The 23,037-nt window shown below is 72.1% G+C and carries 18 protein-coding genes; 15 read left to right on the top strand and 3 right to left on the bottom strand.

What is annotated here, in order from left to right; genetic code table 11:
* Positions 1-34 precede the first annotated feature (34 nt).
* Positions 35-1,681 carry a hypothetical protein gene (locus tag ACFYY2_RS18655; protein WP_388743876.1) on the top strand — a complete coding sequence of 549 codons (1,647 nt, stop codon included), beginning with the start codon at positions 35-37 and terminating at the stop codon, positions 1,679-1,681.
* 191 nt (positions 1,682-1,872) lie between these two features.
* Positions 1,873-3,723: a DUF262 domain-containing protein gene (locus ACFYY2_RS18650; protein WP_388743873.1), complete on the top strand. Its 1,851-nt coding sequence runs from the start codon at positions 1,873-1,875 to the stop codon at positions 3,721-3,723.
* Between the two features lie 9 nt (positions 3,724-3,732).
* On the opposite strand, the gene ACFYY2_RS18645 is transcribed toward ACFYY2_RS18650, so the two are convergent.
* Complete coding sequence (locus ACFYY2_RS18645; protein WP_388743870.1) at positions 3,733-4,815, bottom strand: Ku protein; 1,083 nt, start codon at positions 4,813-4,815, stop codon at positions 3,733-3,735.
* Between the two features lie 59 nt (positions 4,816-4,874).
* Between ACFYY2_RS18645 and ligD the strand changes: the two genes are divergently transcribed.
* The 6 genes from ligD (at position 4,875) to ACFYY2_RS18615 (ending at position 12,409) form a co-directional block, all read left to right on the top strand.
* The gene (gene ligD / locus ACFYY2_RS18640) at positions 4,875-5,768 is read left to right on the top strand and encodes a non-homologous end-joining DNA ligase (protein WP_388743868.1); all 894 of its coding nucleotides are present in this window, start codon (positions 4,875-4,877) and stop codon (positions 5,766-5,768) included.
* A 163-nt stretch (positions 5,769-5,931) separates the two neighbouring features.
* Positions 5,932-8,061 carry a PBS lyase gene (locus tag ACFYY2_RS18635; RefSeq protein WP_388743866.1) on the top strand — a complete coding sequence of 710 codons (2,130 nt, stop codon included), beginning with the start codon at positions 5,932-5,934 and terminating at the stop codon, positions 8,059-8,061.
* Positions 8,058-8,381, top strand: coding sequence for a zinc-ribbon domain-containing protein (locus ACFYY2_RS18630; protein ID WP_388743864.1), 324 nt, complete (start codon positions 8,058-8,060; stop codon positions 8,379-8,381). The genes ACFYY2_RS18635 and ACFYY2_RS18630 overlap by 4 nt, the downstream gene beginning before the upstream one ends.
* Before the next feature lie 82 nt (positions 8,382-8,463).
* A complete protein-coding gene (locus tag ACFYY2_RS18625) occupies positions 8,464-9,822 on the top strand; it encodes an FtsW/RodA/SpoVE family cell cycle protein (protein ID WP_388743861.1) in 1,359 nt (452 codons plus the stop codon).
* Positions 9,819-11,276, top strand: coding sequence for a peptidoglycan D,D-transpeptidase FtsI family protein (locus ACFYY2_RS18620; RefSeq protein ID WP_388743859.1), 1,458 nt, complete (start codon positions 9,819-9,821; stop codon positions 11,274-11,276). The genes ACFYY2_RS18625 and ACFYY2_RS18620 overlap by 4 nt, the downstream gene beginning before the upstream one ends.
* Positions 11,277-11,362: 86 nt before the next feature.
* The gene (locus tag ACFYY2_RS18615; RefSeq protein ID WP_388743857.1) at positions 11,363-12,409 is read left to right on the top strand and encodes an amidase family protein; all 1,047 of its coding nucleotides are present in this window, start codon (positions 11,363-11,365) and stop codon (positions 12,407-12,409) included.
* Positions 12,410-12,476: 67 nt separating this feature from the next.
* Here ACFYY2_RS18615 and ACFYY2_RS18610 read toward each other — a convergent pair whose 3' ends face one another.
* The gene (locus ACFYY2_RS18610) at positions 12,477-13,586 is read right to left on the bottom strand and encodes a ferritin-like domain-containing protein (RefSeq protein ID WP_388743855.1); all 1,110 of its coding nucleotides are present in this window, start codon (positions 13,584-13,586) and stop codon (positions 12,477-12,479) included.
* 188 nt (positions 13,587-13,774) lie between these two features.
* Here ACFYY2_RS18610 and ACFYY2_RS18605 point away from each other — a divergent pair, with 188 nt between their 5' ends.
* From ACFYY2_RS18605 to ACFYY2_RS18575, 7 genes are all read left to right on the top strand, one after another.
* Positions 13,775-14,710: a diiron oxygenase gene (locus ACFYY2_RS18605; RefSeq protein WP_388743853.1), complete on the top strand. Its 936-nt coding sequence runs from the start codon at positions 13,775-13,777 to the stop codon at positions 14,708-14,710.
* 41 nt (positions 14,711-14,751) lie between these two features.
* The gene (locus ACFYY2_RS18600) at positions 14,752-15,513 is read left to right on the top strand and encodes a TetR/AcrR family transcriptional regulator (RefSeq protein WP_388743850.1); all 762 of its coding nucleotides are present in this window, start codon (positions 14,752-14,754) and stop codon (positions 15,511-15,513) included.
* 24 nt (positions 15,514-15,537) lie between these two features.
* Positions 15,538-15,813: a hypothetical protein gene (locus tag ACFYY2_RS18595; protein WP_388743847.1), complete on the top strand. Its 276-nt coding sequence runs from the start codon at positions 15,538-15,540 to the stop codon at positions 15,811-15,813.
* 69 nt (positions 15,814-15,882) lie between these two features.
* Complete coding sequence (locus tag ACFYY2_RS18590; RefSeq protein WP_388743845.1) at positions 15,883-18,459, top strand: PQQ-binding-like beta-propeller repeat protein; 2,577 nt, start codon at positions 15,883-15,885, stop codon at positions 18,457-18,459.
* A gap of 161 nt (positions 18,460-18,620) precedes the next feature.
* Complete coding sequence (locus tag ACFYY2_RS18585) at positions 18,621-19,760, top strand: NlpC/P60 family protein (protein ID WP_388743843.1); 1,140 nt, start codon at positions 18,621-18,623, stop codon at positions 19,758-19,760.
* A 225-nt stretch (positions 19,761-19,985) separates the two neighbouring features.
* Positions 19,986-20,624 carry an RNA polymerase sigma factor gene (locus ACFYY2_RS18580; protein WP_388743841.1) on the top strand — a complete coding sequence of 213 codons (639 nt, stop codon included), beginning with the start codon at positions 19,986-19,988 and terminating at the stop codon, positions 20,622-20,624.
* Positions 20,621-21,703, top strand: coding sequence for a CU044_5270 family protein (locus tag ACFYY2_RS18575; protein ID WP_388743839.1), 1,083 nt, complete (start codon positions 20,621-20,623; stop codon positions 21,701-21,703). The genes ACFYY2_RS18580 and ACFYY2_RS18575 overlap by 4 nt, the downstream gene beginning before the upstream one ends.
* A gap of 84 nt (positions 21,704-21,787) precedes the next feature.
* On the opposite strand, the gene ACFYY2_RS18570 is transcribed toward ACFYY2_RS18575, so the two are convergent.
* A complete protein-coding gene (locus ACFYY2_RS18570; RefSeq protein ID WP_388743836.1) occupies positions 21,788-23,026 on the bottom strand; it encodes a styrene monooxygenase/indole monooxygenase family protein in 1,239 nt (412 codons plus the stop codon).
* Positions 23,027-23,037: the final 11 nt, after the last annotated feature.

Below are 23,037 nucleotides of genomic sequence, written 5' to 3'. Positions count from 1 at the left end.
GGGGACCGTGATGGATTCGCGCGAGCAGCCGGACATGCCCGAAACCGGACCCGGCCCCGGACCGTGGCCGTCCGGCCCCTGGGACGCACGGGGAGAGGCGCAGCCGCCGCCTCCGCCGTCCCGGCCCCCGGTGCCCGGACCGCCGCCCCCCGGGGCCCCGCTCCGCGCCGTCGCCGCGGGCCTGCTCAGCCTCTCCGGACTGGGGCTCGGCCACGTCCTGGTGCGCCGCTGGGGCAGGGCCGCGGTGAGCTGGGCGGTGACCGCCGCGTTCCTCCTGGTGGCGCTGCCCGCCGATCCGGACGGCGTTCCCGCGTTCCTCGTGGCCGCCTACGTCCTGCTGCTCGTCCTCGCGGGCGCCGACGCGGCCCGCATCGCGCTGCGCACGGAGTTCGCAGGGTGGGCCCGGCCGGTCGTGGCCGCGGTGGTGGGGCTGGCACTGCTCGCCGTCCCGGTCGCCGCGACCTCGGCGTACGGCTCGGCACGCGACGAGGCGAGGGAGCAGGAGCTGCTCGACCGCCTGGAGGAGGGCGACGAGCTGGTCACGAAGGCCGCGAAGAACTCGTTCGCCCTGTCGGGGCCCGACTACCGCAGCGCGCTCGCGGTCTACCGCGAACTGGGCGAGGACCACCCCGGATCGCGGGCCGCCGCCCTGGTGCCCGAGCGCCTGGAGGCCTACTACACCGCCGTCTCCACGCCGTACCGCGCGAAGAACTACTGCACGGCGATCGACCCGCTGACCTTTCTCCGGACCCTGCCCGAGCGGGTGGACCGCAAGCTGCTCGGCGACCTCCCCGGCAGGGCCGACGCACCGTTGGCCGAGTCGCTGTACGCGTGCGGGGTCTCCCGTCTGAACGGTTCGGGGACCGAGTCCGGCGGCACGGAACTGACCGCCCTGCTGCGCACGTTCCCCGACTCCACCCAGGCCGGTCAGGTGGCTCCGGCGGTCAGCGGGAAGATCCGTGAGCAGGTGGCGGCCCTGAAGGGCGAGGACCCGTGCGCCGTCACCGACGCACTGCGCCGCACGAGCACGCTGGTCGCCGGACTTCCCGGGACGTCCACGCCCGCCCTGAGCACGCAGGCGGCCGCGGGGGTGCGCGACGGTGTGTACGCCTGCGGGGTCGACGAGTTCGAGGACGGCAGGTTCAGCGAGGCACGGCAGACCCTGACGGACTTCGCGGAGGCCTACGGGAGCGACCGGCGCCGGGGGCACGCCGAGGACATCGCCGTCGCGGCCGAGATAGCCCAGGTCCGCCCGGCGGCCGGCAAGCGGCTGCCGCCCTCCGGCGGGTCCGGCGGCACCCGCATGGAACTGGTCATCAGCAACGACGCCCCCAACGGTGTGGAGGTGCTGTACACCGGCCCGGTCACCGGCTCGGTGAAACTGAAGCCGTGCGGAAGCTGCGACCGCTACAGCAGCGAGGCCACCGGAGCGGCCCGCGCCTGCCGGGCGAGCGGGACCTCGTACCCGAAGGCCAGGCTGCGGCTCCCCGCCGGCGAGTACCACTTCCTGTACAAGCACGGCACGGGCGCGTCCGCCGAGGTGGACAGCTACGCATCCGGTTCGAAGGTCAAGCCGGGCTACTCGTACACGAGTTGCACCTACGTCGTCGAGAGGGACAAGTACGGACTGGACCTGCCGTCGCTCCCGGACCTGCTGAAACCGGCGTCGCTGCTCCGCTGACGGAAGCGCGGGCCCCCTCCCCCTCCGAGGGCCCGGCTCAGGCCGGGGAACGCTTCCGGGTGCCCGCGGCGGTCTTGGAGGCGCCTTCCCCGCGCTCTCATGATCACCTGTCAGGGCACTCTTTCATCATCGGCCTGAGGCGCCGGCCCTTCCCTCGCTAGGTTGGCGCTCCGGTGTGAGAGGGGAACGGCATGCGTGCAGACACTGTCGATCTGAGGCGAATTTTCGGAAAGGACGTGCGGTACACCGTGCCGCTGTTCCAGCGGCCCTACGTATGGACGATGCGCGACAACTGGGAGGCACTGTGGGCGGATATTCGCCGGACTGTCGAGGAGGTCGAAAAGTCACAGGTGGACGGCCGCGCCGTGAGCCCCCACTTCCTCGGCGCGGTGGTCTTCGACCGAACGCCCTACCTTTCTTCCAATCTGGAAACACGGCAGGTCATTGACGGCCAGCAGCGTCTTACCACACTGCAACTCTTCGTGTTCGCCGCCCGCCTGGCCGCCACCGCCTTGGACCACGTGAAGTCGGTGAGGCTGCTCAGCAGATTCCTGGAGAACGACCGAGACCTGTTCGACTCGGAGCAGCACCCGGATCACCTCTACAAAGTCTGGCCCACCAACGCGGATCGCGACCAGTTCCGGGCGGTGATGATCGGCAACGAGGCTACTGGCCAGCTCGGTGAAGCCGTTGCGTACTTTCGTCAGGAGCTGGGCAGCTGGCTGGAGGAGGTGCCCGATCCACATCTCAGGCTGGACGCCCTGGTTCAGACGCTGCGCGAGCAACTTCGCCTGGTCATCATCGATCTGGAAGAACACGACGACGCACAGGTTGTCTTCGAGACGCTCAACAGCCGGGGAACTCCGCTGGAACACGCGGACCTGGTGAAGAACCTGTTGTTCCGTGAGGCAGAACACGCAGGTGTCGATGTCGAACGGCTGTATCTGACGTATTGGGCTCCGTTCGATCAACCGGCGTGGCGCACCGAACAGACCACCGGACGAATCACACGGAGCAGACTGGACGTTTTCCTGACCTACTGGCTATCCATGCGCACACAGCGCGAATTCACCACCTCAGCGCTCTTCAAGGAGTTCGAAGTCTGGCTGCGTACCGAGGAAATCCCCACCGAGGACGTCTTCGCGGAGTTGGCCAGGTATGCGGAGATCTACGACCGTCTCGACAAGCACCCTCTCGTCGGCAGCGAGGGACGCTTCCTGTACCGCCTGAAAGTCATGCAGACCTCGACACCGATGCCGTTACTTCTGTTCCTCTACGGCCTCGGTGACGAAGTCCTCTCTCCGGCGCGACGCGAGCGCGCCATTCGGGCACTGGACAGCTACCTCGTCCGCAGGGCCATGCTCAACCTCAGCAACAAGGACTACAACCACGTCTTCCGTGATCTCGTCGCAGCGGCGGCCGAGAATCCGGAGAGCGCCGACGAGGCGGTCATCGGGGCGATGGCCGCCATGCAGGGACACCATCGGCAATGGCCGGCCGACAAGGACTTTGCGACCGTTCTGGAACAGGATCCGATCTACACACGCCTGTACCGCCACCGGGTTCGCATCTTGCTGGAAGCCTTGGAGGATGAGTTGCGGTCGGAGCACACGGAACAGCTCACCGTCCCGGCCGGCGTGGACCTCGGGTCGAAGCTGACGATCGAACACGTCATGCCTCAAAGCTGGCGCGACAACTGGCCGCCGCTTCATGACGACCCCGAAGAAGGATCGGGCAGAGATGAACTCGTTCATTCGCTCGGCAACCTGACTTTGGTCACCGCACGGCTCAACCCGGCCCTGGGAAACATGGCTTGGGAGGACAAACGCAAGTGGCTGGGCCAGCACAGCTTGCTGCGGCTCACCCACGGCACTCTGCTGCACGCTCCCACCGCGACTGATATCTCCGACTGGGGTTCGGCCTGGGACGAACATCGCATCCGTGCCCGGGGAGCACACCTGGCCGGACTGGCGACAACCATCTGGCCCTCCAGGACCGCACTCCTCAGCGAGCCGCTGGTCGCCGTTCACGACGCGACCTGAGCAGGTCTCTCAGGCCGGGGAACGCTTCCGGGTGCCCGCGGCGGTCTTCTTCGCCGCGGCCCCGGCGGCCCGCTTCTCGGCCGGGGGCTTCTTCGCCGCCGCCCCTTCCGTGGCCGCCTTCTTCCCCGTGATCTTCTTCCCCGTGGCCTTCTTCGCCGGGGCCTTCTTCGCCGCGGACTTCGCGGCGGGTGCGCTCCGCTTCCGGGCGCTCCCGCCCTGCGCCGTCTTCTTCCGGGCCGTGCCGCCCGTTCCACCCGAGCGGGGGGTGCGGCCCCCTATCGGGTGGACGTCGGCGTGCCTGCCGTCCTCCCGGTCCCCCTTGGACTCCTCGGCCGCCCGGACGCTGCTCTCCAGTGCCGCCATCAGGTCGATCACCTTGCCGCCGGTCTCCTCGGCCTCCTCCTCCGCGACGGGTTCACCGGCGGCCTTCGCCGCGACGAGTTCCTCGACCGCCTCGCGGTAGTCGTCGTGGAGCGTGTCGAGGTCGGCCTCCCCGAGCGTGTTCATCAGGGCGTCGGCCAGATCGAGTTCGGCGTCACGGATCTTGACCCCGGAGTCCGGTGCGACGTCCTCGGGGGAACGGATCTCGTCCGGCCAGAGCAGGCCGTGCATCACGATCACGTCACCGGTCACCCGCAGCATGCCGAGGCGCTCCCGGCCGCGGAGCGCGTACTTCGCCACGGCCACCTTCCCGCTGCGCGTCAGCGCCTCGCGCAGCAGGGCGTAGGGCTTGGCTGCGGGGACGCCGTTGGCCTGCAGGTAGTAGGCGGAGTCCAGCTGGAGGGGATCGACCGCCGACGAGGGCACGAACCCCTCGATCTCGATGGTCTTGGCGGTGGGGAGCGGGAGCGAGGCCAGGTCCTCGTCGGTCACGGGGATCACCGTGCCGTCCTCCCCTTCGTAGGCCTTGACCGTCTCGGAGGCGGGCACCTCCTCCTCGTCCAGCTCGCACACCTTGCGGTACCGGATGCGGCCGCCGTCGGAGAGGTGGATCTGCCGGAAGGAGATGGCGTGGTTCTCCGTGGCGTTCATGAGCTTGACCGGAATGCTGACCAGTCCGAAGGAGATGGCGCCGTTCCAGATGGACCTCATTTTCACCCCTTACGCCCGCACCTGACCGCATCAGTCCGGTTTCATGTGATTCTTATCGTATGACGCCGATCACGGAGGTGGAGGGGCGGCGCCTCGCGCTCAGCAACCTCGACAAGGTGCTGTATCCGGCGACCGGGACCACCAAGGGCGAGGTACTGCACTACTACGCGGCCACGGCGGCGGACGCGATGCTCCCGCACCTCCAGGGCCGCCCGCTGTCCTTCCTCAGGTATCCGGACGGACCCGAGGGGCTGCGCTTCTTCACCAAGAATCCACCGCCGGGTACACCCGACTGGGTGCGCACGGCCCCCGTCCCCCGCCACGACGAGCCGGAAGCCCGCCAGGTGCTCGTGGAGGACCTGGCCTCGCTGATGTGGGCGGCCAACCTCGTGGTGGAGTTCCACACCCACCAGTGGCGCCACGACTCCCCCGCGCGCGCCGACCTGATGGTGTTCGACCTCGATCCCGGGCCGCCCGCGACCATCCTCGAATGCCGCACGGTCGCCCTCTGGCTGCGCGAGCGGCTGGCCGCCGACGGGCTGTCCTCCTGGGCGAAGACCTCCGGTTCCAAGGGGCTGCACCTGCTCGTCCCCCTGGAACCCACGCCCTCCGAGGAGGTGACGGCGTACGCGAAGGGCCTGGCCGTCGAGGCGCAGAGCGCCCTGCCCGAGCTGGCGGTGTACCGCATGACCCGCGCACTGCGGCCCGGGAAGGTGTTCGTGGACTTCAGCCAGAACGCCGCCGCGAAGACCACCGCCGCCCCGTACACCCTGCGCGCGAAGGGCAGCCCGACCGTGTCCGCGCCCGTCACCTGGGACGAGATCGAGGCCTGCGGGGATCCGGACGACCTGGTCTTCCTGGCGGGCGACATGCCCGCGCGGCTGGAGCGGCACGGCGATCTGCTCGCCCCGCTGAACGACCCGGGCCGGGCCCGGCCCCTCCCCGGCGACTGAGGGGAGCAGAACGCACACAGCCTGTTCACAGCCCCGGCGGGTGCGGCGGCGAAAGGCCGCAAGTGAGGGGTGGACTGTCCTGGCGGTGGTGCACACTCTGCCCAGACGCTGCTTCCCGGACTCGGTTACCGGGAGCGGAGGAAAGACACGGGGAGGGTGTGGCGTGTTCGCGGGGATCGACGAGGTCGACTGGGCCTCGATGGAGCATGCCTACGGCCCGGCGGACGACGTGCCGGGCCTCCTCCACGGGCTCGCGTCGGCCGACCCGGCGGAGCGGGAGAGCGCGCTGGACGGGATGTACGGCGCGGTGCACCACCAGGGCGACGTGTACGCCTGCACGCTCGCCTGCATCCCCTTCCTGTTCGAGCTGGCCGCCGACCCGCGGATACGCGACCGGGGCGGCATAGTCGAGCTGCTCACCAGCATCGGCGGCATCGACCTGGACGAGACCGACGAGGACGAACTCGCCGAGCTGGACGAGGACGAGATCGAGGGTGTCGCGAACTACGCGATGGCGGCCGCCGCCGTCTCCGCCGGCTCCTCGGTCTTCTTCGAACTCGTCGCCGACGAGGACCCCGGGGTGCGCCTCGCGGCCCCGCTGGCCCTGGCCGCGCTGCACGGCCGGCCGGCGCGGGTGATCGCCCTGCTGCGGGAGCGGCTCCCGGTGGAGACGGACGACGAGGTACGGCTCGCCCTCGTCGAGGCCGCGGGCCGGGTCGCGCTGCGCCACCGGCCGCTCGCGGGGCAGGCCGCTGACTGGCTGAGCAGGCTCGCCGCCGAGGCCCACCCGCCCGGGCTGCGGCTCGCGGCCCTCGCCCAGCTGGCCAGGTGCGCACCGGACGCGCTGCCGGACGACGTCGTGCCGGTGGTCTCGGGTCTGCTGCGCGAGCTGCGCTCCCGGCCCGCCGCCCCGGAAACACCGCCGTCGCCCGCACCGGGCGCGGACGACGCGGCGGGCGACCGGGCCACCGCACCCACGCTGGTGGGACAGCTGCGGGCGCTGTCCGCCGAGGAGTCCGCGGGCCGCAGCACCCCGTGGGCGGCCGACCTGCTGCGGACCCTGCACAGCGGCCTGGACGACCGGGTCGCGGACCGCACGGCACTGCTGGTGGACCAGCTGGGCAGCCCCGACCCCTGGCAGCGCATCGACGCCGTCCGGATGAGCGGCGGGCTGATGCGGGCCTGGCGCGGTTCGTACGAGGGTCTGGTGCGGCTGGTCGGCGTACAGCTGGCCGATCCGGAGCCGCGCCTCGCCGACGCCGCCTCGCACGTGCTGGAGGAGCTCTTCGCCCTGGCGGCGCCGGCGGCCGACGCCCTGGCCGCGCGGGTCGCCGCGGATCCGGGGTCCTGGGTGAAGGAGTGGGCGAGCGGACCGCCCGGCCTCGGATCGTCGGTGAAGGCGCTGGCCAGGCTCGGCGACGCCCGGGTGCTGCCCGCGCTCGCGGCGGCGCTGGAGCGCCGGGAGGTCCCCCACGACGTGGGGTTCGCCGTCGGTCACCTCGGGGCGGCGGCGGCGCCGCTCGCCGGGCTGCTGCGACGCCGGCTGGGTGAGGTCGGCCTGGACGAGGGCGCCTACGACCGGGCGAGTCCGCTGCTCGGCGGGCTGACCGCCCTGCGGGCGGGCGAGGCCGCGCCGGAGGTGCTGCGGGTGCTCCGGGGGGCTCCCGAGTACCGGGGCGAATGGCTGCGCACCGCCGCGCTGCGGGCGCTGGGTTCGTTCGGCCCCGGCGCGGGGTGCGCCGTGCCGGAGCTGCGCCGTCTGATCGCCCGGCCGGGCACCGCGGTCGCGACGGAGGCGGCCGAGGCCCTGTGGGCGGTCACCGGGGACACCGGGGCGGTACTTCCGGTGCTGGCGGAGGGCCTGCGCACCGAGCAGGTGCACGACTGCCGGGCGGCGGCGGGTGCGCTGGGGGCACTGGGCAGGAGCGCCGAGGTGGTGGCACCGCGGCTGAGGGCGCTGCTGGCGCACGACGAGCTGTGGCTGCGCGTCGAGGCGGCGATCGCGCTGTGGAAGGTCTCCGGCCGGACCGGCGACGTGGTGCCGGTGCTGCTCTCGGCATGGGAGAAGAATCGTCACGTCAGGGTCAGGGTCGCGGAATGCCTGGCACGGATGGGGCCCGCCGGCGCGGGGCCCGACGCGGCGCGCGTGCTGCGTGCGGAGCTTCTCTCCGTACGTCGGCACAACGCGATGGACGGCGGCTACGGCAGTCACGACACTCTTGAGGACGAGAAGCTGCTGGCGCTCTGCCGGCGGGCACTTCGCAACGACACGGGGAAGGCATCCACATCATGATCATTTTCGGCACCAAGGGCTACCTCTACCAGTTGGCGGTCCTCACGATGGTGTGCGGCTGGTGCGGGAACCCGGCCGCGCACACCCTGCGCAAGCGGGTCACCAAGTTCACCCTGTTCTTCGTCCCGCTGTTCCCCTTCTCCACGAAGTACGCGACCCAGTGCACCTTCTGCGGCGGGGAGCGGAAGATACCGAAGGAGCAGGCCGACGAGCTCCTGGCCCAGGCGGGCCACGGCGGACAGGACGGCAATCCGTACGGCGCGGCGCAGCAGCAGCCCGGCTACGCGCCTCCCCCCGGCCAGAACCCGTACCAGCACTGAGCCCGGACCCGTACCCCCGCCGAAGGGTGCCACGAAGCTGACATAAGGGAAATAACACCCGACGCTTGCTACGTTGCGGGGCATGACCGCAACGTCGGCGGAGGCACGACCGCCCGAGCTACGCCTGCCCAAGCGGCGCGGGGTGGAGCTCTCGCTCCTGATCGGGGCCGTGCTCATCTCCGTCTACGGCTACGCGGCCGTCGGCCTCGCCCGGAACGACGCCGTACCCCCCGATGTCGCCGGGTACGGCGCCGGTCTCGGCCTGCTGGCCCTGCTGGCCCATCTCGCGGTCCGCTTCCGCGCGCCCTTCGCCGATCCGCTGCTGCTGCCCATCGCCGTCCTGCTGAACGGACTGGGCCTGGTGCTGATCTACCGCCTCGACCTGGAGACACCCAGGAACCAGGCGGCGACGACCCAGCTGATCTGGTCGACGCTCGGGGTGGCCTTCTTCATCGCCGTGGTCGTCGTCCTGCGGGACCACCGGGTGCTCCAGCGCTACGCCTACCTGTCGGTCGCGGTGGCACTGGTGCTGTTGATCGTCCCGATCTTCTTCCCCGCGGTGAACGGCGCGAAGATCTGGATCCGTGTCGGCGGACTCTCCTTCCAGCCCGGCGAGTTCGCCAAGATCCTGCTCGCGGTGTTCTTCGCCGCCTATCTGGCGGCGAACCGCAACGCGCTGGCGTACACCGGGCGCAGGGTCTGGAGGCTCCAGCTCCCCACCGGCCGGGTGCTGGGCCCCATCGTCGCGATCTGGCTGCTCAGCGTCGGCGTACTCGTCCTCGAACGGGACCTAGGCACCTCACTGCTCTTCTTCGGCCTGTTCGTGATCCTGCTCTACGTCGCCACCGGCCGTACCGGATGGATCGCCGTCGGCCTGCTGCTCGCCGCCGCCGGCGCCTTCGTCGTCGGCTCGTTCGAACCCCATGTGCACAGCCGAGTGGAGGACTGGCTCGACCCGTACGCCACGATCGAGGCCGGGCAGGGGCCCAGCCAGCTCGCGCAGTCCCTCTTCGCGTTCGCCGCGGGCGGGCTGTTCGGCACCGGCCTGGGGCTCGGGCACTCCATCCTCATCGGCTTCGCGGCCAAGTCCGACTTCATCCTGGCCACCGCGGGCGAGGAACTCGGCCTGGCCGGCCTGACCGCCGTCTTCATGCTGTACGCCCTGCTCGTGGCCCGCGGTTTCCGGGCCGGTCTGGCCCTGCGGGACCCCTTCGGGCGGCTGCTGTCCATCGGCCTCGCCTCGATCCTGGCGCTCCAGGTCTTCGTGATCGCCGGCGGAGTGATGGGGCTGATCCCGTTGACCGGTATGCCGATGCCGTTCCTGGCCCAGGGCGGTTCCTCGGTCGTCACCAACTGGATCATCGTGGCCCTGCTCATCCGGGTCAGCGACGTGGCACGCACCCCCGACCCCGATGCCGCCGCCGCGCGGGAGGAACCGTGATCCGCTACATCCGGCGGGCCGCCGCATTCTGCCTGCTCCTGCTCGTGGCCCTCCTCGCGAACGCCGCCCGCGTCCAGATCTTCGAGGCGGACGAGCTCAACTCCAACTCCGCCAACCGCCGTGCCACGATCGACCGTTACGACCGGCCGCGCGGCAACATCCTGGTGGGCGACGAATCCGTCACGGGCTCCCGGAACACCGGGGAGCAGCTCGCGTACGAACGCACCTACCGCCACGGCCCGCTGTACGCGCCGGTGACCGGCTACGCCTCGCAGACCTACGGAACCACGCTGCTGGAGAACGCCGAGGACGGCATCCTCTCCGGGACCGACCCGATCCTCGCCCCGCTCCCGCTGTGGGGCGACGTCACCCGCAGCCGTCAGCCCGGCGGCGACGTCGTGACCACCATCGACGCGGCGGCACAGCGGGCCGCGTACGAGGGGCTGGACGGCCGGCGCGGAGCGGTCGCGGCGCTGGACCCGGCCACGGGCCGGATCCTGGCGCTCGTCTCCTCCCCCTCCTACGACCCCGAGGTGCTCTCCGGAACGGGCTCGTCCGTCGCCGACGCCTGGGCCCGGCTCAACAGCGCGCCGAGCCAGCCGGTGCTCAACCGCGCCATCCGGGAGACCTACCCGCCCGGTTCCGCGTTCAAGATCGTGACGGCGGCCGCGGCGCTCGACGCGCGGGTGGTCACCGATCCGGACGCGGCCACGGACACCCCCTCCCCCTACGTCCTGCCCGGCACGTCCACCGTGCTGCCCAACGAGGCGAGGGGCTGCGAGAAGGCGTCTCTGGCCGAGGCGATCCGGGTGTCCTGCAACACGGTGCTGGCGCACCTCGGCGTCGAGGTGGGGCTGGAGGGGATGGTGGAGGCGGTGGGCAGGTTCGGCTTCAACGACGACGACCTCAAGATCCCCTCCCGGGTGGCCCGCAGCAACTTCGACTCGGACATGACGGACGACCAGCTGGCCCTGTCCTCCATCGGCCAGTTCGACACGGCGGCCACTCCGCTGCAGATGGCGATGGTCGCCTCGGCCGTGGCGAACGGCGGCGAGCTGATGCGCCCCCGTCTGGTGGAGCGGGTGACCGCCCACGACGGCGACACGGTCCGGCAGCGGGGAAACGAGTCCTACCACCGCGCGATGAACCCGATGACCGCCCAGCAGCTCCAGCGGATGATGGTCGACGTCGTGGAGAACGGGACGGGGACGAACGCCGCGATCGACGGCGTGAAGGTCGGCGGCAAGACGGGCACCGCCCAGCACGGCGTCGGCAACTCGGGGATCCCCTACGCGTGGTTCATCTCCTGGGCCCAGGCAGCGGGCTCGGGCCGCCCCGCGGTCGCCGTCGCGGTGGTCGTGGAGGACGCGTCGGCGGTCCGGGCGGACGTCAGCGGCGGGGGCGACGCAGCCCCGATCGCCCGGGCGGTGATGGAGGCCGCACTGGAGGACTGAGACCGGGGAGCACGGGGCCGGATGGCACCGGACCGGGCGGCCCGGGACCGGGAGGCACGAGATTGGCCGGCACGAGACTGGGTGCCATGACCTCGCCCCTCGAAGCGGCTCTCGCCCGGATCGACCTGCTCGACCCGGAACTGTGCGCGTTCACCGAGGTGTGGCACGAGGAGGCGCGCGCACGGGCAGAGTCCGCCGCCCGGCTCCCGCTCGCGGGGCTGCCGTTCGCGGTGAAGGGACGCACCGGCATCCGCTCGTACGCGGCCCGCCGCCTGATGGCGGCGGGCGGGATCCCGGTAGGCGCCACGTCCGTCCCCGGCCCCGGCACGGACTGGCAGACCTGGGGGCAGGGGGCCCGCGGCCGTACGGTCAATCCCTGGCGTGCCGACCGGACTCCGGGCGGTTCGTCGGCGGGTGCGGCCGTGGCGGTCGCGGCCGGCATGGCGGAGCTGGCGACGGGCGCCGACGGTGCGGGATCGGTGCGGATCCCGGCGGCCTGGTGCGGGGTGTTCGGCCTCAGGACCACGACGGGCCTGCTCCCCTCCCCCGACCGCACGGGGCTCGCGTCCCCCGGCGTGATCGCGGGTTCGGCCGCGCGGGCGGAGGTGTACCTGCGCCATGTCCTCGACGGATACACCCCGCGGCCCGCACGGCTCCCGGTCCCGGCCGTCTTCAGTCCGGACCTGGGCTTCGCCGACGTCGACCCGGACGTGGCCCGGGTGACGCGGAGAGCGGTGGACCGGCTGGTGGCGGCGGGGGCGGTCCTTCCGGTGCCGGGGACCTGCGAACTGCTCGACCCCGCCGCCGCCTGGGCGGCGGTGCGCGCGGGCAGCCCGGCGTCCGCGGCGCGTCCGCGCGGCGCCAACGACCGGGTCCTCGACGCGTTCTTCGCCCGCACGCCCCTGCTGCTCACCCCGGTCACCCCCAACCGCCCGCACGGGCACGACGGTCCGGGCGACGTCTACTCCACGGCTCTGACCTGGGCGTTCAACCTCAGCGGCCACCCGGCGGCGAGCCTGCCCGCGGGCTTCACACCGGACGGCTGCCCGGTAGGTCTGCAGTTGGTGACCGACCGGGGTACGGACGCCGAGCTCCTGGGCATCGCGCGCGCCCTGGAGGCCGCGCTGGGCTGAGGCGCTGACGCGGCTCCCGGCCGGGCGTCCGGCGTGTGCGACCTGCGCGTCCGGCGCCCCGGGGCGCTCACCCCTGCGCGCGGCCCTCCGCTATCGCGTCGGCGACCTCCGCCACCCGTGCCTGCTCCTCCACCGCGAAGCGGTCCCGGTCGAGCTGTTCGGCGATCTCCTCGTCCTGGGCCATCAGGAGGTCCAGGTTCGAGTCGCCCAGCTCGAAGACGCCCATGTCGACGTAGGCCTTCTGGAGCCGCTCGCCCCAGAGGCCGATGTCCTTGACGCACGGGACGATCCGGCTGAAGAGCAGCTTGCGGAAGAGCTGCAGGTACTCCGAGTGCTCGGAGAGGTCCTTGGCCTCCTGCTTGCCGATGCCGAAGTTCTCCAGCACCTCGACTCCGCTGAGCCGGTCGCGCATCAGGTGGCAGCCCTCGATGACGAACTCCTCGCGCTCGCGCAGTTCGGCGTCGCTCAGCTGCTTGTAGTAGTCGCGCAGCGCCATCCGGCCGAAGGCGACGTGGCGGGCCTCGTCCTGCATGACGTACGCGAGGATCTGCTTGGGGAGCGGGCGGGTGGTGGTGTCGCGGATCATTCCGAACGCGGCCAGCGCGAGCCCTTCGATGAGCACCTGCATGCCGAGGTAGGGCATGTCCCAGCGGGAGTCGCGCAGGGTGTCGCCGAGCAGCCCCTGGAGGTTGTCGTTGACCGGGTAGAGCATCCCGATCTTCTCGTGCAGGAAGCGGCCGTAGATCTCCGCGTGCCGCGCCTCGTCCATCGTCTGGGTGGCGGAGTAGAACTTCGCGTCCAGGTCGGGGACCGACTCGACGATGCGGGCCGCGCACACCATGGCGCCCTGCTCCCCGTGCAGGAACTGGCTGAACTGCCAGGAGGTGTAGTGCTTGCGCAGTTCACCGCGGTCCCGCTCGGTCATCTTCGCCCAGTGCGGCGTGCCGTAGAGGGTGAGGGCCTCGTCCGGGGTGCCGAGGGGGTCGGCGGGGTCGACCTCCAGACTCCAGTCGATGCGCTTGTTGCCGTCCCACTGCTTGTCCTTGCCCTTCTGGTAGAGGGCGAGGAGGCGTTCGCGGCCGTCGTCGTAGTCCCAGCTGAACCGGGCGGCGCCGCTGGCAGGGACCTGCCAGGTCGGAGCCGGGGGCGGGGTGATGTAGAGGTCGTGTGTCGACACGGACAGCTCCTTCGCCTGGCGAGGATCGTATGTTCCGTGGTGCTGCGGTCAGTTGGCAGGTTCACACGTTGGTAGACACGCGGTCAACAAGTCGCGCACAAGGGATTGACGGGCTTGCTGACAGGCAGTCTCATAATCCTGAGCAGAGAATCGACCGCCGGTAACCCAGGTGCGAGGGGCCCACAGCCATGACGACAGTGACGGACGAGGACATCCAGGCCCTGCGCGACGCGCTCGGCCCGCTCAAGGACCGCGAACAGGTCGCCGCCCGGCTGCTGGAGGCCTCGGCCAAGCACTCCTTCGACCCGGACACCGAGCTCGACTGGGACTCCGCCGTGGAGGACGGCAAGTGGTTCTGGCCGCCCGAGCTGGTCTCCCTCTACGACACCCCGCTGTGGCGGAAGATGTCAGAGGACCAGCGGATGGAGCTGGCCCGCCACGAGGCGGCCTCGCTGGCCTCCCTCGGCATCTGGTTCGAGATCATCCTCATGCAGCTGCTCGTCCGGCACATCTACGACAAGTCCGTGACCAGCAAGCACGTCCGCTACGCACTCACCGAGATAGCGGACGAGTGCCGGCACTCGATGATGTTCGCCCGCATGATCGAGTGGGGCGGCGCCCCCGCCTACCCGGTGCCGGCGCGCTACCACAACCTCGCGCGGGTGCTGAAGACGGTCTCCACCACGCCCGGTTCCTTCGCCGCGACCCTGCTCGGCGAGGAGATCCTGGACTGGATGCAGCGGCTCACCTTCCCCGATGAGCGCGTCCAGTCGCTCGTACGCGGCGTGACCCGCATCCACGTCGTCGAGGAGGCCCGCCATGTGCGCTACGCACGCGAGGAGTTGAGGCGCCAGATGGTGACCGCGCCCGCCTGGGAGCGCCGCATGACCAGGCTGAGCTGCGGGGAGGCCGCCCGCGTCTTCTCCGTCTGCTTCGTCAACCCGCAGGTGTACGACCACGTCGGCCTGGACCGCCACGAGGCCGTCGCCCAGGTGAAGGCGAGTGGACACCGGGCCGAGGTCATGCAGACGGGGGCGAAGCGGCTCACCGACTTCTTCGACGACATCGGGGTCCTCAACGGAGTGGGGCGCAGGCTGTGGAAGAGCTCGGGTCTGCTGGCCTGAGGCCGCTCCCCCTTCCGGAGGGAGCGCTTAGGCTTCGGAGTATGACCTCCGCACCCGCAGCACCGCCGGCCCGCGCGTACCGACGGCTCGGTGTCGAGGAGCGCCGCACCCAACTGCTCGGCGCGGCACTCACGCTCTTCGCGCACCGGGCACCGGACGACGTCTCGATCGACGAGGTGGCGGCCGCGGCCGGGGTCTCCCGCCCGCTCGTCTACCGCTACTTCCCGGGCGGCAGGCAGCAGTTGTACGAGGCAGCGCTCGGATCGGCCGCCGAACAGCTCACGCTCTGCTTCGCGGAGCCCGCCGCCGGACCGCCCACCGAGCGGGTGAGCCGGGTCCTGGACCGCTACCTCGGTTTCGTCGACCAGCACGACGCCGGTTTCAGCGCGTTGCTGCGCGGCGGCAGCGTGGCGGAGACCTCGCGCACGACGACGATCGTGGACGGGGTGCGCAGGGCCGCCGCCGAGCAGATCCTGCTCCATCTGGGGCGTGGTTCCGGGCCGGGGCAGGAGCCCGCCGGGCCCCGGCTGCGGATGATGGTGCGCACCTGGATCGCCGCCGTGGAGGCGGCGTCCCTGATCTGGCTGGACGAGGAGAAGCACCCTTCGCCCGCCGCTCTGCGCGGCTGGCTGGTCGATCATCTGATCGCCCTGCTCGCGGCCACCGCCGCCTCGGACGAGGAGACCGCCACCGTGGTGGCCGAGCTGCTGGCCCAGGAGACCGCGGACGGCCCGGCGGGACGCCTGGCCTCGCTGATCGTCCCCGTCGTGGGGCACGCGGCGCACCTGCTGCCGCCCGTCTGACGCCTCCTGGGTCAGACTGGCCCGGTGAAAAGCGAGAACACGACCTTCCGCGGCGGCCCCCTGGACGGGCGGGTGCTGCCCATCCTGCTCGGGCCGACCGGCCACCCGCCCAAGTGGTACGAGGTCCCGGTGCCGGACGCCGGCGGCGGTCCCGCCACCGTCCACGCCTACCGGCGCGTCCCGGCCGGATACTCGAAGCGGCTCGGCCTGCAGCGCGGCTGGGTCTACGAGTACGCCCCCGGGGGACGGGAGCGGTTCCAGCCCAAGTGGCCCTGGAAGAAGCCCCGGAGCGGGTCCTGAGCCCGGGCGCGACCGCTCGCCGTAAGATCGGCGGTCACGTGCCGAGGACGGTCACAAGGGGGGTGCGCCATGGAGGCGCTGCGTCAGGACGATCCACGCCACTTCGGCCCGTACACCGCACTGGCCCGCCTCCGGGAGCGTGCGAGCGCGGTGCACTTCCTGACCCGTGGCGCGGACGGTGACGGCCTCGCGGTGGTGACCGCCGCGCGGCCCGCCCTGGCCGCCGTGCCCGCGTTCCGGCGCCGTTTCGTCGCCGAGGCGCGGACCGCCGAGCGGCTGGCCGGGGGCTGGGTCCAGCCTCCCCTCGCCCCGCCGGGCGACGAGGGACTGTGGACGGCGGCGGCCTACGTCCCCGCGCTGACGCTCGCGGAGGCCATCGCCCTCGCCGGCCCCCTGCCGGAGCGTGCCGTGCGGATACTGGGCGCCGGCCTGGCGGAGACCCTCTCCCGGGTGCACGCCACGGGCAGCGTGCTCCAGGGCCTGGCGCCGGAGACGGTGCTCCTGGCCGAGGACGGCCCCCGGCTGACCGCCTTCGGGCCCCTCGGCGCGGCGGTCGCGGCCGAGGCCGGGGAGGGCGGCCGGCTCTCCGTACGGCTCGGCTACCTCACGCCGGAGCAGATCGAGGGCGCGGAGGCGGGCCCCGCTTCCGACCTGTTCGTCCTGGGCCTGCTCCTGGCGTACGCGGCGACCGGGACGACTCCGCTGGCCGACGGCCCCGTCGACGAGGCCGCTGCGCGGATCGCGCACGGCTCGGCCGAACTCGGTTCCGTGCCCGATGAGTTGCGTGCACTGATCGCGGGCTGCCTGGCGAAGGACCCGGCCGTCCGGCCGAGTGCGGGGTCCGTCGCGGCGGAGCTGGCGCTGGAGGGCGCCGCGGGCCTCGCCAGGGGCGGCTGGCTGCCGGGGCCGCTGGCGGCGGCCGTGTCGGACCAGGCGGAGCGGGCCCGCTCCGTGGAGCCGCCCGCGGAACCGGGCGAGGACACGGCGGACACGGGGAAGGCCACCGTCGGCCCGTCCCCGGACGAGACCCCGGACGAGACCCCGGACGAGACCCCGGACGACCCCGGAGCCGGGGCAGCGGGCGAGGACAGCCGGATCACCCGCTTCCTCGGGACCGTGACACGCCCGCAGACGGACCGGGTCACCACCCAGCTGGCTCTCCCGCGCGAGGCGGCCGGGCCCGTACCGCACAGGCCCCCCGCCCTGCCGGCCGCACCCGCACCCGCACCCGCACCCGCACCCGCACCGCAGTATCCGTACGCCCACCCGGCCGTGGCTCCGGCGCCCCTCGCCCTGCCCGCCGCGCCTCCGGCCGCCGGACCCGCCCCAGTCACCGGCCGGCGGGCCCTGCTCACCGCCGTCGGCACAGGAGTGGCCGGGCTGGTGCTCGGCGGGACCGCTGTCGCCGCCCTGGGCTCCGGCGACGACGCGGCCGCCTCCGACGACAAGCCGGCGCCCGCGCCCCGTCCCACGCTCCCGGGCCAGGCGCCGGTCCCCCGCTGGATGTACCACCGGCCCGCCGACGCGCCCGCTCCGCTCACCGCGGGCGTGTGGCGGGACGAGCTGCTGGTGCTCACGGACACGGCCGGGGCCACCGCCGTCGACCTGCGGACCGGGCGCGAGGTCTGGCAGCGTGCCGACGCCGCCGGGGCCCAGACCGTACGGGCCGCCGGCGAGGACCTCTGCTTCCTGGCGACCCCCACCGAGTTCCTGTGGCTGTCGTCCGAGGACGGGCGGGTCGTCCACCGGGTCCGCTTCGTGGACCAGTTCACGGGCGTACCCGGCATGAAGGCCGCCCCTCTCACCGGCGGGTCGGGCGACGTCGTCTGGTTCACCGGGTCCCACACCGTCACGGTGAAGGCGCCGAAGCCGAAGAAGGGCAAGAAGCCCGGCAAGGACGTCCAGGTCGCCAAGGCCTGGTTCTTCGCGTACGACGTGGTGCGGCGCAGGGAACTCTGGCGCGTCGCCGTCCCCGCCGGGCGGGCGCCCGGTACCCCGGTCTACCGGCTGACCGCGGTCCGTGACGCCGACGTCGTCGTGCGCCAGGACGTCGCGACGCTGACCCCGGCGGACGTGGCCGCCGGCAAGGGGCGAGCACTCTTCCGAGGCTTCGACCGCGCCACCGGGAAACTCCTGTGGGCCCGGCAGTTCGGCGCCCTCGCCCCCGCCGGGGCGGTCGCGGGCGACGAGGAGGGGCGGCTGTACGGCGCGGTCGGTGACGATCTGCAGGCCTTCGACACGGCGAGCGGCAAGCCGGTCTGGACCCTCAGCGGCACGGCGTCGTCGGTCTTCGGCACCCCCGTGCCGGCGGGGACGGCGCTGCACGTCACGAACCGCAACCAGGAGGTCGGCGCGGTCGAGCGGGCGACCGGGCGGCTCCTCTGGAGGCGTTCCACCGAAGTGCCGCTCGGCGGCGGCATCCCGGTCCTGACCGTCGGCGCGGGCGGGAAGACGCTGTTCGCCGCGGACGCCACGCAGGTGACCGCGTTCGCGGCGGCGGACGGGCGGCGTCTGTGGAAGTTCCAGGACATCGGGGCGCAGGACCCGAAGGGCCCGGCGGTGACCGCGCCGTACCGGGTGCTGGCCACCGGGAGGACGGCCGTCGTCCAGCGCGAACGGGCCTTCTACGCGTTCCCCGTGGAGTGACTCCCCGGTGACGTCCCGCCGTCCACCGTTCGGGGCATCCATCCGGCGGCATGCCGGGCGGTCCTTGCATCACACGGCACCGAGTGACCGGATGGACCAGATCCGAGCACTTGTGGGGTAGTCCGATTAATCGGCATCGCCCCCTCACCGGAGGTGATGACGTGGCACGCAGGTACGCGCGGATCCTCTGCGCAGCGACGCTGGCCGCGGTCTTCACGGCCTCCCCCGCGATCGCGGAACCCGCGGGACCCGAACCCGCCCCGGCCGCCGGCGCACCGCAGGGCGTTGCCGGACTCCTCCGGCAGCTCCAGACGCTCTACCAGGGCGCCGAGGAGGCCGGTGAGCTCTACACCGGCACCTCCGAGGAGCTCAGGAAGCGCACCGCCGAGGCGGCGAGACTGGACGGCCGGCTCGCCGGGGCACGCAGCGCGCTGGACTCGGGACGCCGCGAGGCGGGCCGGATCGCGCGCGACCAGTACCAGGGGGACACCGGCTTCTCCGTGTATCTGCGACTGCTGCTCGCCGCCGACCCGGCCCAGGCCCTGGAACAGAGCCACGTCATCGAGCGGGTCCAGGCGGGACGGGCCGCCGCGGTCGACCGGCTGACCGGGGCGGAGAAGCACGCCGAGGCGCTCGCCGCCCGGTCACGCGCGCTCCGCGACCGGCAGAAGGTGCTGGTCGCACGGCAGAAGAAGCAGCACGACACCGTGCGGGCCCGGCTCAAGGGCATCGAGGCACTGCTCGCCTCGCTGTCGGAGGAACAGCTGGCCGCGCTGGAGGCGCTGGAGCGGAAGAACATCGACAGGGCCCAGGACGAGCTGACCGCGTCGGGAGCGCTCAGCTCGGTCCGCCCGCCGACCCGGGAGGGCGGGGAGGCCGTCAGGTACGCCGTCGAGCAGATCGGCAAGCCGTACGTCTGGGGCGCGGAGGGCCCCGAGTCGTACGACTGCTCCGGGCTCACCTCGCAGGCCTGGGCGGCGGCGGGGCGGGAGATCCCGCGCACCTCTCAGGAGCAGTGGCGGCAGCTGCCGCGCGTGCCGGTCTCCTCGCTGCGCCCCGGCGACCTGGTGGTCTACTTCCCGAAGGCCACGCACGTCGCGCTGTACATCGGCGACGGCCTGGTGGTGCAGGCACCCAGACCGGGCGCCACGGTGAAGGTCTCACCCCTCGCCTCGAACCCGCTGCTGGGAGCGGTCCGCCCGGACCCGGACGGCTCGCCGCTGAGCGCCTACACGCGGCCGGAGCTGCCCGACGACGCCACGGCGGGCGCGGACACGGGGTACGACGCACCCGAGGCCTGAGAAGGACGGCGGTGGCACCGGGCCCGCACGTCCCCGGTGACGGCAGGTGCCACCCGGTCCCCTGCACGCAGGGACGGGGAGCGGTGCCCGGAATCCTCCACGAGGTACCCTTTCGCCTTCCCGGCTGATCCGCCGTGCACCGATGCCCCGCCCCTCTCCACTTGGCGATCCGCGGCCGTGGCGCGCGTCACAGGAACTTCCCTGCCGTGGCGGAGAGGTAGTGGTGTGAGGGAATCAGAGAACGAGCTGCGCCCGCGGATACGGGCGGGCGACCGTGACGCGTTCGCCGAGCTGTACGAGAAGCACTCCGGCGCCGTCTACCGGCACGCCCTGTGGCTCACCGCAGACTGGGCGACGGCCGAGGACGTCATGTCCGAGACCTTCCTGACCGCGTGGCGGGCACGGGAGCACCTGGAACCCGAGGGGGGCGCGCTCACCCCGTGGCTTCTCGGGATCGCCACCCACAAGGCGGAGAACGCCCGGCGCGGCCTGCGACGCCGGCTCGCCTTCCTCGGCCGGCAGCGGCAGCCTCCCGTGGTCGCGGACTTCGCCGGTGAGGTCGCCGGACGCGTCGACGACGCCCGCCGGCTCCAGGCCGTACAGGGCGCTCTCGACCGGCTGCGGCGCCACGAGAGGGAAGTACTGACCCTGTGCGTGTGGTCCGGGCTCGACTACCAGCAGACCGCCGACGCGCTCGGCATCCCCGTCGGGACGGTGCGCTCACGCCTCTCGCGCGCCCGCGCCCGGCTCGCCAGGCTCGCCGACGAAAAAACTCCGTCCCGGACGGAACCCGGCACCCGCCACGGAGAGATGACAGGTGAAGCCGCACTCGCGGCCCTGCCCATGCGGGAGGAAACGACATGAAGAACGACGACGCCTCGGCCCCCCGTCGCACCGACGCCGACGAGATCGCCCGGCTCCTGCCGGCCCCGGGCCGGTGGGATCTTCCGCACGAGCAGCACCTGCGCCACAAGGAATCCCTGATGCAGCACATCGACCACGATCTGGCCACCGAGAACCGCCGCGAGGCCACCGGCCCCGCCCGACGGCGGCTGCGCCCCGCCGTCCTCCTGCCGGTCACCGCACTGGCCCTGGGCGGAGTACTCGCCGCGGGTATCGCGTTCACCGCCGACGGCAGCAAGCCCGCCACCGCTCAGGTCACGGACACCGTCCGGGCCACCGGCACGGCGCGGCCCGCCGTGGTACTCCTGCAGCAGATCTCGACCGCCGCGCTCAAGGGCGACACCCTGCCGGTCGCGGACGACCAGTTCACGTACACCAGGTCCAAGGGCAGGGGCGCGGACCTGACCAGCGGGAAGGCCGTGGTCGGCCCCCTGGAGAACCGCGAGACCTGGTCGTCGCAGAAGCCCGGGCCGCAGCACAAGCTCGGCGTGGTCAGGACCGACGGGGAGACGTCCGTCGTCAACGCCGAACTCGGCGACACCGAGGGCACACCGGCCGGCCTCACCCGGCCCACCTACCGCTGGCTGGCCGCCCTGCCCTCCGACCCGGACAAGCTCCTCACGTACCTGTACTCCAAGACTCCCGAGGTGAAGGGACAGGAGCGCGACCAGGCGGTCTTCGACCGGATCGGCGGCCTCGTCGGTGAGGTGATGCCGCCCGAGACCGCTGCCGCCCTCTACCGGGCCGCCGCAGCCATTCCGGGTGTCACCGAAGCCCCCACGGCCCACGACGCCATCGGCCGCCACGGCATGGGCATCGCCCGCGACGACAAGACCTTCGGCGCCCGCACCGAATGGGTCTTCGACAAGCAGGACCTCACGTTCCTCGGCTCGCGCAGCTACCTCATCCGGGACACGGCATACGGCGCGAGCGGGACCCTGCTGTCGAGCAACGCGGTGATGGAGCACGCGATCGTCGACGAAGCGGGCGCCGAGCCCACGGACACGCAGCGTGTGACGGGGCGCTCGCAGGCGAGCTGACAGCTCCGCCCGCGGTCGCCCGTGAGCTGTCCGGAAACGGCTCACGGGCGACCGCGGGCGGGCAGGGCTCGGCGGTCGGATCCTCTACTGGGCGCCGGTGAGCGAGCCCAGGTAGGCGTTCGTCTTCTCCGGCTCGAAGAAGAAGTTGTCGAAGTCAGCCGGATTGTCGAAACCGTTGGCGAACCGGTCGGCGGCGGGCTGGAGCTGACCGGCCGCGCCGATGAGGTTCAGCACGTGCTCCGGCGGCGGGCCGAGCATCGCGTTCGTCCACTTCACGACGTGCTGGGTGTTCTCCCAGTGCCGCTCGAAGGTGGCTTCCATGAACGCCTCGTCGAACTCGCGGTCGCCGTGTTCGAGGATCGAGTTCAGGTAGGAGTGCGCACACTTCGACGCCGTGTTCGAACCCTGCCCGGTGATCGGGTCGTTGGCGACGACCACGTCGCCCACCCCGAGCACCAGACCGCCGCCGGGCAGCCGGCCGACGGGCTTGCGCACGGTCGGGGCGTACCGGCCCGCCAGCGTCGCGTTGGCGTCGGTGAGCTCGACCTTGGTGGCGCGCGCGTACTCCCACGGGGTGAACTTCTCCATGAGCTCCAGCGTCTTGGCCAGGTGCTCCGAGGGATCCTTGATGCCCTGGAACGCGTCCAGCGGACCGCCGGGGATGCCCTCCCAGAACAGGATGTCCGCCCGGCCCGACGTGGTCAGGGTCGGCATGACGAACAGCTCGCCGACACCCGGGACCAGGTTGCAGCGGACCGCGTCGAAGTCCGGGTGCTCCGGGCGCGGGCCCATGCCGTGGACGTACGCGACGGCCAGCGCCCGCTGGGGGACGTCGTACGGTGAACGGGACGCGTCCCGGCCGAACATGGAGACGAGCTCGCCCTTGCCGGCCGAGACCATCACCAGGTCGTACGTGCGGGAGAAGTAGTCCAGGTCGGACACGGCGGCACCGTGGATCACGAGCTGGCCACCGCGCTGGGCGAAGGTGTCCATCCAGCCGGCCATCTTCACGCGCTGGTCGACCGACTGCGCGTACCCGTCGAGCTTGCCCACCCAGTCGATCACGCGGGAGGAGTCGGGCCCGGCGACCGAGACACCGAGGCCGTCGATCCGCGGGGCCTGCGACTCCCAGAAGTTGAGCTGGAGGTCGCGCTCGTGCTGGAGAGCCGTCTCGAACATGCACTGCGTCGACATGACGCGGCCCGACCGGATCTCGTCCGCCGTGCGGTTGGACATCAGGGTGACTTCGTAACCGTTGGACTGCAGTCCGAGAGCCAGCTGAAGCCCGGACTGGCCGGCTCCGACTATGAGTATCTTCCGCATCGTGGTTCTCC

Origin of the sequence: Streptomyces sp. NPDC001822 (genome assembly GCF_042892135.1) — a bacterium.
Lineage (GTDB): Bacteria > Actinomycetota > Actinomycetes > Streptomycetales > Streptomycetaceae > Streptomyces.
Note: the sequence above shows the minus strand (reverse complement) of the source record. Positions and strands in the feature narration are given on the sequence as shown.